Here is a 16,462-nt window from a genome sequence, read left to right as displayed (position 1 = left end):
GGTCTGTCTACCGCACACCCGTCACCGAGGGCCCGCCACTCCCCCGGGGGAAGCAGCGGGCCCTTCGGCGGTCCGCAGGGAGCGTCAGGCGCGGGTCCACCACACCGTGGTGTCGGCCGGCACCTTGGCCTCGCCGGACGCCTCGGTGATCTCGCCGCTGGCCAGCAGGACGCGCCCGTACGCGGGCATCGCCACCGACTCGCCGGTGGTGTTGGCGACGCACACGAAATCGCCGCGCCGGAAGGCGACGACGCCCTCGGGGGCGCGCAGCCACTCGACCGCGTCGCCCGCCCCGAGGTCGGCGGTGGAGCGGCGGACGGCCAGGGCCTCGCGGTACAGCTCCAGGGTCGAGCCGGGCGCGCCGGTCTGGGCCTCGACGCTCAGCTCGCCCCAGCCCGTCGGCTGCGGCAGCCAGCTGCCGCCGTCGCCGAAGCCGTACGAGGAGCCCTCGCGGGTCCACGGGATCGGCACCCGGCAGCCGTCGCGGAAGCCGTCCTGGCCCGCACCGCGGAAGTAGGCCGGGTCCTGGCGCACCTCGTCGGGCAGGTCGACGACGTCCGGGAGGCCCAGCTCCTCGCCCTGGTAGACGTAGGCGGAACCGGGCAGGGCCAGCATGAGGAGGGTGGCGGCGCGGGCCCTGCGCAGGCCCAGTTCGCGGTCGCCGGCCAGGCGGATCTGGGTGCCGAGGCCGGGCGGGTTGGCGAAGCGGGTGGCGTGCCGGGTGACGTCGTGGTTGGACAGCACCCAGGTGGCGGGGGCGCCGACGGGGCGCATGGCGTCGAGCGTCCGGTCGATGACCGTGCGCAGCTCCTCGGCGTCCCAGTGGGTGCCCAGGTACTGGAAGTTGAACGCCTGGTGCAGCTCGTCGGGGCGCACGTAGTTGGCGGTGCGCTCGACGGTCGGGGTCCATGCCTCGGCGACGAAGATCCGCCCTCCCGTCACCCGCCCCCGCCCTTCTGCGGAAGGCCCTTCGGGCCCCATTGCATCGCTGTACTCGTCGAGGATGCGGCGCCACTGCCGGTAGATGGCGTGCACGCCGTCCTGGTCGAAGAACGGCATGACATCGTTGCCCAGCAGCTTCAGCTGGTCGTGGTCACCGAGGTCGGGCAGGCCCTCGGCCTTCACCATGCCGTGGGCGACGTCGATGCGGAAGCCGTCCACGCCCATGTCCAGCCAGAACCGCAGGATGGAGCGGAACTCGTCGCCGACGGCCGGGTGCTCCCAGTTGAAGTCGGGCTGCTCGGGCGCGAACAGGTGCAGGTACCACTCCCCCGGCGTGCCGTCGGGCTCGGTGACCCGGGTCCAGGCGGGGCCGCCGAAGATGGACTCCCAGTCGTTGGGCGGCAGTTCGCCGTTCTTCCCCTTGCCGGGGCGGAAGTGGTAGCGGTCCCGGGAGGGGGAGCCGGGGCCCTCGGCCAGCGCGCGCCTGAACCACTCGTACTGGTCGGAGGAGTGGTTCGGCACCAGGTCGACGATGATGCGCAGGCCCAGCGCGTGGGCGTCGCGGATCAGCGCGTCGGCGTCCAGCAGGGTGCCGAACATGGGGTCGACGGCCCGGTAGTCGGCGACGTCGTAACCGGCGTCGGCCTGCGGGGAGGCGTAGAAGGGGCTGAGCCACACGGCGTCCACGCCCAGGTCGCGCAGGTAGGGCAGGCGGGTGCGGACACCCTCCAGGTCGCCCATGCCGTCGCCGTTGCTGTCGGCGAAGCTGCGCGGGTACACCTGGTAGATGACCGCGTCCCGCCACCAGTCGTGGCGCCCTGCGACGGTGGCGACGGCGGAGGTGGGGGCCGGTGCGGCGGAAGGCTGCTGGCTCATGTCGTCCTTGGTACGTAGCGAAACGGAGCGGTACGGAGTGGAGGCGTCGGTGGCGGAAGAGGCGGCCGGCCGCGGTGCAGCGGGGTCGGATGGGCACCGCGGCCGGACGTTTCCGGGTGGGGCGATCAGCCCTTCGTGCCGCCCGCGGTGAGGCCGGTCACGAGGTTCTTCTGCACGAGGTAGAAGAACGCGGAGACGGGTATCGCGACGAGCACGGCGGTGGCCGCCATCAGGTTGCGCTGCGCGTCGTGCTCGCTGACGAAGCTCTGCAGTCCGACGGCGAAGGTGTACTTCGTGTCGCTCAGCATGAACGTCGAGGCGAAGGCGACCTCTCCGAACGCGGTGATGAAGCTGTAGAAGCCGGCGACCGCGAGGCCCGGCCGGGCCAGCGGCAGGATCAGCCGGAAGAAGGTGCCGAACGGGGTCAGCCCGTCCACCCGCCCGGCCTCGTCGATCTCGAACGGGATGGTGTCGAAGTAGCCCTTGAGCAGCCAGGCGCAGTACGGCACCGCGGTCGAGCAGTAGACGAGGACCAGGCCGAAGTAGTTGTCGATGAGCTGGAGCTTCGACAGGATCTGGTACATCGGCACGATCAGGACCGCGATGGGGAACATCTGGGTGACCAGCAGGACCCACATGAGCTTCCTGTAGCCGGGGAAGCGCATCCGCGAGACCGCGTAGCCGGTGGTGGCGGCGACCATGACGCCGATGACCGTGGTGCCCAGCGAGACGATCAGCGAACTCTTCAGCCAGTCGAAGAAGTTGGTGTCCTGGAGCACGAACGCGTAGTTGTCGAAGGTCATCTTCGACCAGATGCGCCCGGGGTGCAGGTAGTCGTTCTTGTCCGGGCCGAGGGAGAGGAAGACCAGCCAGGCGACCGGGAAGAGCGCGACGAGACTCGCGAGGGTCAGCACGCCGTGCGAGGCGAGGGACGCGGCGCGGCTGCGTTCGCCGCGGCGGCGCACCTTGCGCGGCGGCGCGGTGGGCGCGGTGACCTGCTCGGCGGGGGCCTTGGTGGGCGCGGTGCTTGTACTCATGGCGGCTCCTGCCTCAGTTCGCGAGCTGCTGCTCATTGCGGTTCAGCCAGCGGCGGTAGAAGGAGGTGAAGACGATCAGGATGGCCAGCAGCAGGATGCCGTAGGCCGCGGACTGCGCGAAGTCGCGCGGCTGCTGCCCGAAGCCGAGCTGGTACGCCCAGGTGACGAGGATCTGCGCGTCGGGGGCGGTGTTGCCGAACAGGAGGAAGATCACGGCGAACTGGTTGAAGGTCCAGATGATGCCGAGCAGCACGACGGTGGAGCTGACCGACCTGAGGCCGGGCAGGGTGACGTAGCGGAAACGCTGCCAGCCGTTGGCGCCGTCCATCTCGGAGGCCTCGTAGAGGCTGTTGTCGATGGACTGCAGGCCGCCGAGGAGCGAGACCATCATGAACGGCACACCGCACCAGGTGTTGACCATGATCGCGGAGAACCGCTGCCAGAAGGTGTCCTCGAGCCACGCGGGGGTCGGCAGGTGCAGCCAGTCCAGGGCGGAGTTGACGATGCCGGCGTCGGCGAGCATGAAGCGCCAGCCGAAGACGGTCACGAAGGTGGGCACGGCCCAGGGCAGGACCAGGATCAGCCGGTAGAGGGTGCGGCCGCGCAGCTTCTGGTTGAGCAGCAGGGCGAGCCCGAGGCCGATGAAGAAGTGCAGGCCGACGCAGACCGCCGTCCACACGATGGTCCAGACGAAGTGCGACCAGAAGCGGTCGTAGGCCGTCGGGCCCCACAGGATGTCGGCGTAGTTGTCCAGGCCGACGAACTTGTAGGTGGCCTCGATCTCGTTGACGCCGATGGTGCGCGCGCTGTTGAGGCTGTTGGCGTCGGTGAGGGTGAGGTAGAGGCCGTAGCCCAGCGGGTACAGCACGAGGACGCCGATCACGACGGCCACCGGCGCGATCATGGCGTAGGCGTACCAGTGCTTCTGGTAGCCGTCTTTCAGACGCCGGCCGAGGCCGGGCCGCGGGGTGCGGTCACCGCGGCGCTTGCCGGTCGCGCGGTCGATGGCGACTGTCATGGTTCGACACCTTCGGGAGCATCAGGAAGAACGGGGGTGCGGCGCACAGGCCGGTGACCGCCGGGCCCCTCCCTCAGTGCGGGGGCCCGGCGGTCGGGTGGTTCTACTTGCTGAAGTCCGGCACCAGCTTGGCGATCGCGGTCTCGGCGTCGCCCAGCCCCTCGTCCAGCGACTTCTTGCCGCCGGCGATCTGGGGCAGCTCGTCGTCCAGCGGCGTCCACAGGGAGCTGTACTCGGGCAGCGCCGGGCGCGGCTGGGCGGCGGGCAGGACCGTCTGGAAGCCGGCGATGCCCGGGTCGGCCTTGACCTTGTCGGTGTAGGCGTCGTCGCGGGTCGGCAGCGTGGAGTTCTTGAGCGCGACGGACTCCTGGGACTTCGCCGAGGTCATGAAGTTCACGAACTTCAGCGCCGCCTCCTGGTGGGCCTTGTCCGAACCGGCGTACACCGACAGGTTGTGGCCGCCGGTCGGGGCGCCCGCCTTGCCGGTGGAGCCGGCCGGGACGGTGGCGATGCCGAGGTTGTTCTTGTCCTTGAAGGCCGAGCCCTTGTAGAAGTTGGTGATCTCCCACGGGCCCTGGATGATCGAGGCGACCTTGCCGCTGACGAACGCCTCCTGGATGTGGGCGTAGGCGTCCGCGGTGGTGTCGGCCTTGTGCAGGCCCTTGCCGTTGAAGAGGCTCAGCCAGGTGCCGTAGCCCTTCTTGGCCTCGGCTGAGTCGACGGTGACCTTCTTGGCGTCGGCGTCGACCGTGTCGGTGCCCTCGCCGTACAGGAACGGCTGCGCGTAGTAGCCGGCCGTGGAGGCCCAGTAGCCGTCGGCGCCGGTCTTGTCCTTGATGGTGGCGGCGGCCTTCTTCAGGTCCTCCCAGGTCTTGGGAACCTCGACGCCGGCCTTCTCGAACAGTTCCTTGTTGTAGACGAAGGCGAGGGTGTCGGTGACCAGCGGCACGCCGTAGGTCTTGCCCTCGTACTTGGCCTGCTCGATCAGGTTGGGCTGGAACTTGTCCTGCTCGGCGAGGGCCTCGGTGCCGTCCAGCGGCAGGAAGAAGCCCTTCTTGGCGAAGGCGGGCGTCCAGCCGACCTCGGAGCGCAGCACGTCGGGGGCGCCCTTGGAACCTGCGGCGGTGTCGAACTTGTTCTGCGCCTGGTCGAAGGGGACGTTGACGAAGTTGACCTTGACGCCCTTGTTGGCGGCCTCGAACTCCTTGACCAGCGCCTTGTAGGTCGGTGCCTCGTTGGTCGCGTTGGAGGTGTCCCAGTAAGTGATGGTGACCGGTCCGCCGGACTCGCCGTCGCTGTCGCCGTCCCCGCCGCACGCCGTCGCCGCCAGGGCGAGGGACGCCACCAGCGCGGTGGCCGCTATGCCACGCCGCATGAGTTCTCCTTGAGGGTGAAAAGCCCGTGTGGTGCAGGGTGCGGGCCCGTCCGCCGCTTCCTGCCGACCGCCGACCGCGTCGTTGCTGCCGTCGGGCGACGTGAACGTAACAGCGTTGAAAGCCCGGCGAAAGGCCTTGCTGCAAAAATGTGCAAGAGATCTCCGAAGTTATCCGGGCGTGACCTCTCGGCGACCGTCGTGAGACGCTTGTTTACGGGGCCCGAGCGGTATCGGGCGGGTTGTGCAAGACTCTGCAAGCTCTTGCCGTCACTTTCTCGAGGGAGCGCGATGACGCAGCAGCCCGCGCCGGGCCGTCCGACGGGTCGTCCAACAGGCCGCCCCCGACGCCCGATCGGTGTGCAAGGAGGCGGCCGACAGGTACAGTCCACCCCTGTGACCACACGGCTTGCCGACATCGCCGCCCAGGCGGGGGTGAGCGAAGCGACCGTCAGCCGCGTCCTCAACGGGAAGCCGGGCGTCGCCGCCACCACCCGCCAGTCCGTGCTCGCCGCCCTCGACGTGCTGGGCTACGAGCGTCCGGTGCGGCTGCGGCAGCGCAGCGAGGGCCTGGTGGGGCTGATCACCCCGGAGCTGGAGAACCCCATATTCCCGGCGCTGGCGCAGGTCATCGGCCAGGCGCTGACCCGCCAGGGGTACACGCCGGTCCTCGCCACCCAGACACCGGGCGGGTCCACGGAGGACGAGCTGACCGAGATGCTGGTCGACCGCGGGGTCGCCGGGATCATCTACGTCTCGGGACTGCACGCCGACACCACCGCCGACATGCAGCGCTACGAGCGGCTGCGGGCGCAGGGCGTGCCGTTCGTCCTCGTCGACGGCTTCTCGTCGCAGGTCGAGGCACCGTTCATCTCCCCCGACGACCGGGCCGCGATGAGCCTCGCGGTCACGCACCTCGTCTCGCTCGGCCACACCCGGATCGGGCTGGCCCTCGGGCCGAAGCGGTTCGTGCCGGTGCAGCGCAAGATCGAGGGGTTCGTGCGCACCGTCCAGGAGCAGTTGGGTCTGAGCGCGGAGACGGTGGAGAAGGAGCTGGTCCAGCACTCGCTGTACACCCTGGAGGGCGGCCAGGCCGCGGCCGCCGCGCTCATCGGGCGGGACTGCACGGCGGTGGTCTGCGCCAGCGACATGATGGCGCTGGGCGCGATACGCGCGGCCCGGCAGCTGGGCCTGGACGTGCCCAAGGACGTCTCGGTGGTCGGCTTCGACGACTCGCCGCTGATCGCCTTCACCGATCCGCCGCTGACGACGGTCCGCAAGCCGGTCCCCGCGATGGGTCAGGCGGCGGTGCGCACACTCCTGGAGGAGATCGGCGGAACGCCCGCCCCGCACAGCGAGTTCGTGTTCATGCCGGAGCTGGTGGTGCGCGGCTCGACGGCCTCGGCACCGGGCGAGCGCGTCCGACCCTGACCCTTCTCGGGGTGCCGGATCCGGGCCGGATGCGGGTCGGATGCGGGTCGGATCGGTATGGGGGATGATCGGTGGAAGAAGGCTTTTCTGGCAGACTTCATGCCTATGGGTGACGCGATCGTGAGGACTCGGGAACGTCTGGAGGACAGCGTTCCGCGCCCCGTCACCGGGACGACGGGGAGGGGACCCCTGCGCCGGCTCCGCGCCCCGCGCCGCCCCCGCCTGTGGTTCGAGATCCTGCTCATCGGGGTCAGTTACTGGACGTACTCGCTCGTCCGCAACGCGGTGCCGGAACAGCGGACGGCGGCGCTGCGCAACGCCGACTGGATCTGGCGCGTCGAGCAGCAGTTCGGCATCGCCGTCGAGGAGTCCGTGAACCACGCGGTCAATTCGGTGACTTGGCTCGTCGTCGGCATGAACTACTACTACGCCACGTTGCACTTCGTGGTGACCCTGGGCGTCCTGGTGTGGCTGTACCGCGGCCATCCGGGCCGCTACGCGGCGACCCGGCTGGTCCTCTTCGCGACCACGGGTGTCGCCCTGGTCGGCTACTACCTGTATCCGCTCGCGCCGCCCCGGTTGATGAACGGCGGGCACTTCGTCGACACGGTGATGGTCCACCAGACCTGGGGGTCGATGGCGTCCGGGGACCTGAAGAACATGTCCAACCAGTACGCCGCGATGCCGTCGATGCACATCGGGTGGTCGGTGTGGTGCGGGCTGACGATCTTCGCGCTGGCGTCGGTGCCGTGGGTGCGGGTGCTGGGGCTGGTGTATCCGGCGCTCACGCTGGTGGTGATCGTGGCTACGGCGAACCACTTCTGGCTGGACGCGGTGGGGGGTCTGCTGTGTCTGGCGTTCGGGTACGGGGTGGCTTTCGTCTGGTACGGGAGGCTGCCGTACGCGTTGCCGCGGGTGGTGCCGGTCGCTGCGCGGCGGCGGGGGGTGTGTGCCGGGGAGTGGGGTCGCTGACCGGCGCTGGCCGGGTGCCGCTGCGCCCACCCGTGCCGCCCCAGCGGCACGACTGCCCGCAGCTTGGGGGCACGACTGCCCGCAGGTGGGTTATGCGTAGAACAGCTCCTCCACCACCGTGCGGGCCCTTCGGGCCGTGCGGCGGTATTCGTCGAGCATGTCGCCCGCGTGGCCCGAGCCGTGGCCCAGGTAGCGGCCGACGGCCGCCAGCTCGCGCGGGTCGGTCGGGAAGGTGTCCCCGGCCCGCCCTCGCACCAGCATCACCGCGTTGCGCACCCGCGTCGCCAGGACCCATGCCTCGTCGAGGGTCTCGGTGTGCTCCTCCGAGACGAACCCGGCGTCCCGCGCCGCGGCCAGCGCCTGGCGCGTCCCCGTCGTCCGCAGCCCGGCGACCTCGTGCCCGTGCCGCAACTGGAGCAGCTGCACGGTCCACTCCACGTCGGACAGCCCGCCCGGCCCCAGTTTGGCGTGCAGCTTGGGGTCCGCGCCCCGCGGCAGCCGCTCGGACTCCATACGGGCCTTGAGCCGCCGGATCTCCCGTACCGCGTCCTCCGTGAGCCCGCCCACCGGGTACCGCAGGGGGTCGATCAGCTCGACGAAGCGCCGCCCCAGGTCCTCGTCACCGGCGACGAACTCGGCCCGCAGCAGCGCGTGCGACTCCCACCCGAGCGACCAGCGCCGGTAGTAGGCCTCGTACGACTTCAGGGTCCGCACCAGCGGCCCGGACCGGCCCTCGGGGCGCAGGTCGGCGTCGATCAGCAGCGGCGGGTCGGCGCTGGGCACCTGGAGCAGGCGGCGCATCTCGGAGACGACCTTGTTGGCGGCGTCCCCCGCCTCCCGCTCGTCCACCCCGTCGCGGGGCTCGTGCACGAACAGCACGTCGGCGTCGGAGCCGTAGCCCAGCTCGTGGCCGCCGAAACGGCCCATGCCGATGATCGCGAACCGGGTCGGCAGGACGTCGCCCCACTTGTCCCGCACGACCGCCCGCAGCGTCCCCGCAAGGGTCGCCGCCGTCAGGTCGGAGACCGCGCCGCCGACCAGGTCCACCAGGGCGCCCTGGTCGGCCTCGACGGGCTGGGCCTCGGTGCCGTAGGAGCCGACGATGTCCGCGGCGGCCGTGCGGAACAGCTCCCGGCGCCGTACGCCGCGTACCGCGGTGACGGCCTGTACGGCGTCGTCGGCGCGGCGGACCGCGGCGAGGGTCTCCTGCTCCAGCGGGACCCGGCCGCGCGGCCGCAGTCCCCCGGCGACGCCGTCGCCGAGCAGCGCGACGGCCTCCGGGGCCCGCATCAGCAGGTCGGGGGCGAGCCGCCCGGCGGACAGGACGCGGGCGAGGTTCTCGGCGGCGGCGCCCTCGTCGCGCAGCAGCCTGAGGTACCAGGGCGTGGTGCCGAGGGCGTCGGAGACCTTGCGGAAGTTGAGCAGCCCGGTGTCCGGGTCGGCGGAGTCGGCGAACCAGCCCAGCAGCACGGGCAGCAGAGTGCGCTGGATGGCCGCCTTGCGGGTGACGCCGGACGCCAGCGCCTCCAGGTGCCTGAGCGCGGCGGCCGGGTCGGCGTAGCCGAGGGCGACCAGGCGCTCGCGGGCCGCCTCGGGGCTGAGCCGGGCCTCGCCGGGGGCGAGCTGGGCGACGGCGTCGAGCAGCGGCCGGTAGAACAGCTTCTCGTGCAGCCGGCGTACGACGGCCGCGTGCCGCTTCCAGGCGCGCAGCAGCCCGGCCACCGGGTCGTTGCGCAGCCCCAGGGAGCGGCCCAGGCGCCTCAGGTCGGCCTCGTCCTCGGGGACCAGGTGGGTGCGGCGCAGCCGGTGCAGCTGGATGCGGTGCTCCATGGAGCGCAGGAAGCGGTACGCCTCGTCGAGCTGGGCGGCGTCCGTGCGGCCGACGTAGCCGCCCGCGGCGAGGGCCTCCAGCGCGTCCAGCGTCGTGCCGCTGTGCAGGGAGGTGTCGGCCCGCCCGTGCACCAGCTGGAGGAGCTGTACGGCGAACTCGACGTCCCTGAGGCCGCCGGGCCCCAGCTTGAGCTGCCGGTCCACCTCGGCGACGGGGATCGTCTCCACCACCCGGCGGCGCATCTTCTGCACGTCCGGGACGAAGTTCTCGCGGTCGGCGGCCTGCCAGACCAGGGGCTGGAGGGCGGCGACGTACTCGGCGCCGAGACCGGGGTCGCCGGCCACCGGGCGGGCCTTGAGCAGCGCCTGGAACTCCCAGGTCTTGGCCCAGCGCTGGTAGTAGGCGACGTGGCTGCTGAGGGTGCGCACCAGCGGGCCGTTGCGGCCCTCGGGGCGGAGGTTGGCGTCGACGGGCCAGATGGACCCCTCGACGGTGGTCTCCGAGCAGATCCGCATCATGTGCGCGGCGAGCGAGGTGGCGGCCCGCATCGCCTTGGCCTCGTCGGCGTCGGCGCCGCCTTCGGTGGGCTCGCCCACGAAGATGACGTCGACGTCGGAGACGTAGTTCAGCTCGTGTCCGCCGCACTTGCCCATCGCGATGACCGCCAGCCGGCACCGGGCGGCGTCCTCGGGCGCGGCGGCCTCGGCGAGGGCCAGGGCGGCGCGCAGGGTGGCGGTGGCGAGGTCGGCCAGTTCGGCGGCGGTCTCGGCGACGTCGATGGTGCCGCACACGTCGCGGGCGGCGATGGACAGCAGGCAGCGCCGGTAGGCGACGCGCAGGGACACCGGGTCGGTGGCCTCGGCGAGCCCCCGTTCGAACTCCTCGACCCCGCGGTGCAGGTCGCGCGGCTCGTACGTCACCAGGGCCTGCCAGTCCCCGGCGTGCCGGGCGAGGTGGTCGCCGAGCGCCTCGCTGGCGCCGAGCACCCCGAGGAGGCGGTCGCGCAGCGGCTTGGCCGCTATCAGGGTGTCCAGCAGCTCCTGGCGGGCGGTGGGGTCGGGCTGCGCCTCCAGGAGCCGTACCAGCCCGTGCAGGGCGAGGTCCGGGTCGGCGGTGGCGCCCAGCGCCTCCAGGAGTACGGGGTCGGCGCGCAGCTCGGCCAGCTCGGCGCCGTCCAGCAGCCGTTCGGCGGCCGAGGGATCGGTGAAGCCGTGCCGCAGCAGCCGCGTGAAGGTACTGCTCCTGCGCCCCGGCGCCGTCATCTCGGCCTCCTGTCGGACAGTGCGGGCCCACGGGCCCCGGTCTGTGCGGGCCACGGGCGCCGCGGGATCAAGGTCGTACGGGCTGAGCGTAACCGGGGAACGGCGCGCGGGCGCCGGGGCGTACCGCTTCCCTGTTTCCGGTGGACCGGCCCGGACCCGTGGGCCATCTTGTACACGAACGGAACGACGAAGCGGACGAAGGCACCGCGGAGGCCGCCGAGGCCGCCGAGGCCGCCGAGGCCGCCGAAGCAGACGAAGCCGAAGGAGCCATGCATGGACTTCACGCTCGAAGTCATCCCGCTGCCCGTGAGCGACATCGACCGCGCCCGGGACTTCTACCGGGACAAGGTCGGCTTCCACGTCGACATCGACCAGGAGGTCATGCCGGGCATGCGGATCGTCCAGCTGACGCCTGCGGGCTCCGGCTGTTCGATCGCCCTCGGCGAGGCCATCTGGGACATGGCACAGGGCCAGACCCGGCCGGAACCGGGCTCGTACCAGGGCCTGCAGCTCTGTGTCGCCGACATCAAGGCGGCCCACGCGGAGCTGACCGCGCGCGGCCTGGACGTCTCGGAACCGGTGCAGTACGCGCCGGACGACGGCGCCACCTTCATGTACTTCAAGGACCCGGACGGCAACGGCTGGGCGGTCCAGGAGTACCGGCGCCGCGAGGCGGAGCCCCTGCACAAGGTGCTGGCCGACCTCAAGGCCCAGGGCTAGCCGGTACGCCGCCCCGGCCGCGCTCCCGCCAGCGGTTGGTGACCGGCAGGCGGCGGTCCTTGCCGAAGCCCTTGGGCGAGATCTTGGTGCCCGGCGGGTACTGCCGCCGCTTGTACTCCGCGGTGTCGACCATGCGCAGCGTCCGCGTCACCAGGTCGCGGTCGTACCCGGCGGCCACGATCTCGTCCGCGCCCCGGTCCCGGTCGACGTACAGGGCGAGGATCGCGTCGAGCACCGGGTAGTCCGGCAGCGAGTCGGTGTCGACCTGGCCGGGGCGCAGCTCCGCGCTCGGCGGCTTGGTGATCGAGTTCTCGGGGATCGGCGGGGTCCGGCCGCGGTCCCGGGCCGCGCGGTTGCGCCACTCGGCGAGGCGGAAGACGGACGTCTTGTACACGTCCTTGATGGGCCCGTACGCGCCCACCGAGTCGCCGTACAGCGTCGAGTACCCGACCGCCAGCTCGGACTTGTTGCCGGGCGCCAGGACGAGGTGGCCCTCCTGGTTGGAGAGCGCCATCAGGAGCGTGCCGCGCAGCCGGGACTGGAGGTTCTCCTCGGCGAGGCCGGTCAGGTCCAGCGCAGCCGTATAGGCGTCGAACATGGGTTCGATGGACACGGTGCGGTAGTGCAGGCCGGTGCGCCGGGCCAGTTCGGCCGCGTCGTCCCTGGAGTGCGCGGAGGAGTACTTGGAGGGCATGGAGACGCCGTGCACGTGCCGCGCGCCGAGCGCGTCGCAGGCGACGGCCGCGACCAGCGCCGAGTCGATGCCGCCGGACAGCCCGATCAGCACGGAGCCGAAGCCGTTCTTGGTGACGTACGCCCGCAGTCCGGTGACCAGCGCCGAGTAGACCTCCTCGTCGTCGTCCAGCGGCTCGGCACGGCTGCCGGACAGCCACGGCTCGCCGGCCGGTCCGGGCGCCCCGTGCTCGTGCTCGGAGAGCACCACCCGGTCGATGCGCAGCCCGTCGTCCACGACACCCGTGGGCGGCTCCGCCTCGGCGGCCGGCAGGTCGAGGTCCAGCACCATGCACCCCTCGGTGAACTGCGGCGCCCGCGCCAGCACCTTCCCGTCCCGGTCGACGACGATCGAGTCGCCGTCGAAGGCCAGCTCGTCCTGCCCGCCGGTCATGGCGAGGTAGGCGGTGGTGCACCCGGCCTCCCGCGCCCGCCTGCGCACCAGCTCCAGCCGGGTGTCGTCCTTGTCGCGCTCGTACGGGGAGGCGTTGACGGAGAGCAGCAGCCCGGCGCGCGCCGTGCGGGCGGCCGGCACCCGGCCGCCGTCCTGCCACAGGTCCTCGCAGATGGCCAGCGCCACGTCCACGCCGCGCACCCGCACCACGGGCAGGGTGTCGCCGGGCACGAAGTAGCGGAACTCGTCGAAGACGCCGTAGTTCGGCAGGTGGTGCTTGGCGAAGCTCAGCGCCACCCCTCCGCCGTGCAGCACGGCCGCCGCGTTCTGCGGGGCACCGGCCGGCTGTCCGTACCCCGGCCGGGCGGCCGCCGAGCGGTCGAGGTGGCCGACGACCACCGGGACCCCGCCGAGGCCCTCCGCCGCCAGCCGTGCCGCGAGGGAGCGCAGGGCGGCGCGGGAGGCCTCGACGAAGGAGGGTCTGAGGGCCAGGTCCTCCACGGGGTACCCGGTCAGCGTCATCTCCGGGAACGCGACCAGGTGCGCTCCCTGCCCGGCGGAGTGCCGGGTCCAGCGCAGGACCGACTCGGCGTTGCCGTCGATGTCGCCGACGGTGGAGTCGGTCTGGTTCAGGGCGAGTCGTAGGCGGGGCACGCGCCCACTGTAATCGTCAGAACGACGCTATGGGGTGTCGGCCGTGTTGCCGCGGCGTTTCCCCGACCTCACGCACACCGCTTCACGCCCGCGGCTTCGCACCCCGCTCGGCCAGCAGGTCCGCCATCAGCCGGATCTCCGACTCCTGCGACTCCACCATCCCCCGGGCCAGCCGCTTCTCCACGCCGACCGCGCACCTCTCGACGCAGCCCTTCGCCATGTGGACGCCGCCCTTGTGGTGCTCGGTCATCAGCTGGAGGTAGAAGACCTCGGCCTGCTCGCCGTTCAGCGTCCCGAGCCTCTTCATCTCGGCGTCGGTGGCCATCCCCGGCATCAGCGAGCCCTCGCCGGCGGAGGGCGCGTCGCCCATGCCCATCCAGGTCATCGGCGGGTCGGACGACACCTTGGGCAGCGCCCACAGGTCGAGCCAGCCGATCATCATGCCGCGCTGGTTGGCCTGGGTCTGCGCGATGTCGTACGCGAGCCGCCGCACCTCCTCGTCGTCGGTGCGGTCGCGCACGACGTACGACATCTCCACGGCCTGCTGGTGGTGGACCGACATGTCGCGCGCGAACCCGGCGTCCGCGGAGTCGGCGGCCGGGACCCGGGCGCCGCCGTCGTCCCCGGCGACCGCGTAGGTGATGCCGCCGGCCGCGACGAGCACCGCGGCCGCGGCCCCGGCGATCCAGCCGGCCCGTTTCGGGGTCACTGGGACAGCCCGTTGGTGCACGCGGCCCCCGGTTCGGGGGTCTGCTCGCCCTGGACGAACTTCTCGAAGAACTTGTCCACGTTCGGGTCGTCGGCGCCGGTCACCGTGCGCTGGTGCCCCCAGGCGGACAGCACGATCGGGTCCTTCTGCTTGTCGTCGGGGCTCATCAGCGAGTACGGCGTCTTCTTGACCTTGGCGGCCAGCTTCTCGACGTCGGCCTCGGGAGCGTTGTCGGTGTACGTCACCCAGACTGCGCCGTGTTCCAGGGAGTGCACGGCGTTCTCGTTGTTCAGCGACTTGGTGTAGACGTCGCCGTTGCAGTTCATCCAGACCTGGTTGTGGTCGCCGCCGACGGGAGGCTCCACGGGGTAGGAGACCTTCTTGGTGACGTGGTTGCGGCCGAGGTCGCCCTTCCAGGTCCGCACCCCGTCGGCGCCGGTGACGAACTTGCCGGAGGTCTTGCCGTCGGACGCCGTGTCGTCGGAGGAGCCGTCGGACTGCGACCGGACGAGGAGGACGCCGCCGACGACGAGACCGGCGACCACCACGGTGCTGAGCGTGATCGTGAGGATCCGGTTGCGGCGGTTGCGGGCCTCCTCGGCACGCCGCATCTCGGCTATGCGGGCCTGTCGCGCCGTGTTGCTGCTCTTCTTGGCGGAACCCATGGGGTGTTGCCCTTCTGGGAAGTAATTCGGGAGACGGAGGAGCGTGAGGTCCGCTGATCGTAATGGCGCGGGGCCCGTCCTTCGTAGGGCGGGCACAGGATCCGTCCAGGCCGGATCCCAGGAATGGCCCGATCGAACAGGTGGCCTCTACGCTGCGGTCACGGGGTGGGCCGGCCGACGGAGGTCCGCAACGCACACGTAACGGCGCTGTGGTGTGATGCTCAGGTGCCCGACCGCCTCCCGCCGTACCGGAGACAGGCGGCCTGACCAGCGAGGATGGGGAAGCGGAAGATGGACAAGCAGCAGGAGTTCGTGATCCGGACGCTGGAGGAGCGCGACATCCGGTTCGTACGCCTGTGGTTCACGGACGTGCTGGGCTTCCTGAAGTCCGTCGCCGTGGCCCCGGCCGAGCTGGAGCAGGCCTTCGACGAGGGCATCGGCTTCGACGGCTCCGCGATCGAGGGCTTCGCCCGGGTCTACGAGTCCGACATGATCGCCAAGCCGGACCCGTCGACGTTCCAGGTCCTGCCGTGGCGGGCGGAGGCCCCGGGCACGGCCCGCATGTTCTGCGACATCCTGATGCCGGACGGTTCGCCGTCCTTCGCGGACCCGCGCTACGTCCTCAAGCGCGCCCTGGCCCGCACCTCCGACCTGGGCTTCACCTTCTACACCCACCCGGAGATCGAGTTCTTCCTGCTGAAGGACAAGCCGGTCGACGGGTCGATCCCGACCCCCGCCGACAACTCCGGCTACTTCGACCACACCCCGCAGAACATCGGCATGGACTTCCGCCGCCAGGCGATCACCATGCTGGAGTCGATGGGCATCTCGGTGGAGTTCTCCCACCACGAGGGCGCCCCCGGCCAGCAGGAGATCGACCTGCGCTACGCGGACGCGCTGTCCACGGCCGACAACATCATGACCTTCCGCCTGGTGATGAAGCAGGTGGCCCTCGAACAGGGCCTCCAGGCCACCTTCATGCCGAAGCCGTTCTCGGAGTTCCCGGGCTCGGGCATGCACTCCCACCTGTCGCTGTTCGAGGGCGACCGCAACGCGTTCTACGAGTCGGGTGCCGAGTACCAGCTCTCGAAGGTCGGCCGCTCCTTCATCGCGGGCCTGCTGCGGCACGCGGCGGAGACCTCCGCGGTGACCAACCAGTGGGTGAACTCCTACAAGCGCATCTGGGGCGGCACCGAGCGCACGGCGGGCGCCGGCGGCGAGGCCCCCTCCTACATCTGCTGGGGCCACAACAACCGCTCGGCCCTGGTCCGCGTCCCGATGTACAAGCCCGGCAAGACCGGCTCGGCCCGCGTCGAGGTCCGCTCCATCGACTCCGGCGCCAACCCGTACCTCACCTACGCCGTCCTGCTGGCCGCCGGGCTCAAGGGCATCGAGGAGGGCTACGAACTCCCGCCGGGCGCCGAGGACGACGTCTGGGCCCTCTCCGACGCGGAACGCCGCGCCCTGGGCATCGAGCCCCTCCCCCAGAACCTGGGCGAGGCCCTGGCCCTGATGGAACGCAGCGACCTGGTCGCCGAGACCCTGGGCGAGCACGTCTTCGACTTCTTCCTGCGCAACAAGCGCCAGGAGTGGGAGGAGTACCGCTCCCAGGTGACCGCCTTCGAGCTGCGGAAGTCGCTGCCGGTGCTGTAGGCGCAGGGCGGGCCGTGGGCATCCGTTCGGCCGAGAACCGCGGTGGCTTCGACCTCGACCCGAGCCGGGCCGGGCCGGGGCCCGCGCGACCGTCGACGGCATGTGCGACTGGACCCGCCGGTACTTCGCCCACATCGAGGCCGCCCGTCACCGCTACGACGCCTGAGCGCCGGCCACGGCCCGGTCCTACTGCC

12 protein-coding genes and 1 pseudogene are annotated in these 16,462 nt (G+C 71.3%); 5 read left to right on the top strand and 8 right to left on the bottom strand.

The annotated features are described in order from the left end of the window. Positions 1–84: 84 nt before the first annotated feature. The 4 genes from ACIQFU_RS18540 to ACIQFU_RS18525 form a co-directional block, all read right to left on the bottom strand. Positions 85–1,818, bottom strand: coding sequence for a glycoside hydrolase family 13 protein (locus ACIQFU_RS18540; protein ID WP_402552718.1), 1,734 nt, complete (start codon positions 1,816–1,818; stop codon positions 85–87). Between the two features lie 125 nt (positions 1,819–1,943). After that, complete coding sequence (locus ACIQFU_RS18535; protein WP_402552716.1) at positions 1,944–2,855, bottom strand: sugar ABC transporter permease; 912 nt, start codon at positions 2,853–2,855, stop codon at positions 1,944–1,946. Between the two features lie 13 nt (positions 2,856–2,868). Next, a complete protein-coding gene (locus ACIQFU_RS18530; RefSeq protein ID WP_402552714.1) occupies positions 2,869–3,873 on the bottom strand; it encodes a carbohydrate ABC transporter permease in 1,005 nt (334 codons plus the stop codon). Positions 3,874–3,976: 103 nt separating this feature from the next. Further along, entirely contained in the window at positions 3,977–5,248 is a 1,272-nt protein-coding gene (locus ACIQFU_RS18525) for an extracellular solute-binding protein (RefSeq protein ID WP_402552712.1), read from the bottom strand. A gap of 393 nt (positions 5,249–5,641) precedes the next feature. Between ACIQFU_RS18525 and ACIQFU_RS18520 the strand changes: the two genes are divergently transcribed. Both ACIQFU_RS18520 and ACIQFU_RS18515 read left to right on the top strand, forming a co-directional pair. After that, on the top strand, positions 5,642–6,676 hold the full coding sequence (locus ACIQFU_RS18520; protein WP_402552710.1) for a LacI family DNA-binding transcriptional regulator: 1,035 nt from the start codon (positions 5,642–5,644) through the stop codon (positions 6,674–6,676). Between the two features lie 99 nt (positions 6,677–6,775). Then, positions 6,776–7,648 (top strand): phosphatase PAP2 family protein, encoded by an 873-nt coding sequence (locus ACIQFU_RS18515; protein WP_402552708.1) that lies wholly within the window; start codon positions 6,776–6,778, stop codon positions 7,646–7,648. A 90-nt stretch (positions 7,649–7,738) separates the two neighbouring features. Here the strand turns inward: ACIQFU_RS18515 and ACIQFU_RS18510 are convergent, their stop codons facing one another. Continuing rightward, positions 7,739–10,741, bottom strand: a complete 3,003-nt coding sequence (locus ACIQFU_RS18510) for a bifunctional [glutamine synthetase] adenylyltransferase/[glutamine synthetase]-adenylyl-L-tyrosine phosphorylase (protein ID WP_402552707.1) — start codon at positions 10,739–10,741, stop codon at positions 7,739–7,741. A gap of 273 nt (positions 10,742–11,014) precedes the next feature. Here ACIQFU_RS18510 and ACIQFU_RS18505 point away from each other — a divergent pair, with 273 nt between their 5' ends. Beyond that, positions 11,015–11,461, top strand: coding sequence for a VOC family protein (locus ACIQFU_RS18505; protein ID WP_402552705.1), 447 nt, complete (start codon positions 11,015–11,017; stop codon positions 11,459–11,461). Here ACIQFU_RS18505 and ACIQFU_RS18500 read toward each other — a convergent pair. The 3 genes from ACIQFU_RS18500 to ACIQFU_RS18490 form a co-directional block, all read right to left on the bottom strand. Beyond that, the gene (locus ACIQFU_RS18500; protein ID WP_402552703.1) at positions 11,445–13,241 is read right to left on the bottom strand and encodes an NAD+ synthase; all 1,797 of its coding nucleotides are present in this window, start codon (positions 13,239–13,241) and stop codon (positions 11,445–11,447) included. The genes ACIQFU_RS18505 and ACIQFU_RS18500 overlap by 17 nt on opposite strands. Before the next feature lie 82 nt (positions 13,242–13,323). After that, complete coding sequence (locus ACIQFU_RS18495; RefSeq protein WP_402552701.1) at positions 13,324–13,950, bottom strand: DUF305 domain-containing protein; 627 nt, start codon at positions 13,948–13,950, stop codon at positions 13,324–13,326. Continuing rightward, positions 13,947–14,615 carry a DUF3105 domain-containing protein gene (locus tag ACIQFU_RS18490; protein ID WP_402552699.1) on the bottom strand — a complete coding sequence of 223 codons (669 nt, stop codon included), beginning with the start codon at positions 14,613–14,615 and terminating at the stop codon, positions 13,947–13,949. Before ACIQFU_RS18490 ends, ACIQFU_RS18495 begins: the two co-directional genes overlap by 4 nt. Before the next feature lie 291 nt (positions 14,616–14,906). On the opposite strand from ACIQFU_RS18490, the gene glnA reads away from it, so the two are divergent. Next, positions 14,907–16,268 (top strand): type I glutamate--ammonia ligase, encoded by a 1,362-nt coding sequence (gene glnA / locus ACIQFU_RS18485; protein ID WP_402552697.1) that lies wholly within the window; start codon positions 14,907–14,909, stop codon positions 16,266–16,268. A 61-nt stretch (positions 16,269–16,329) separates the two neighbouring features. Continuing rightward, positions 16,330–16,434, top strand: a pseudogene (locus ACIQFU_RS18480) (transcriptional regulator); the annotation flags it as partial. Positions 16,435–16,462: the final 28 nt, after the last annotated feature.

Source organism: Streptomyces sp. NPDC093065, from assembly GCF_044754585.1.
Taxonomy (GTDB): domain Bacteria; phylum Actinomycetota; class Actinomycetes; order Streptomycetales; family Streptomycetaceae; genus Streptomyces.
The sequence above is the reverse complement of the archived record's forward strand: the minus strand, read 5'-3'. Positions and strand labels throughout refer to the sequence as shown.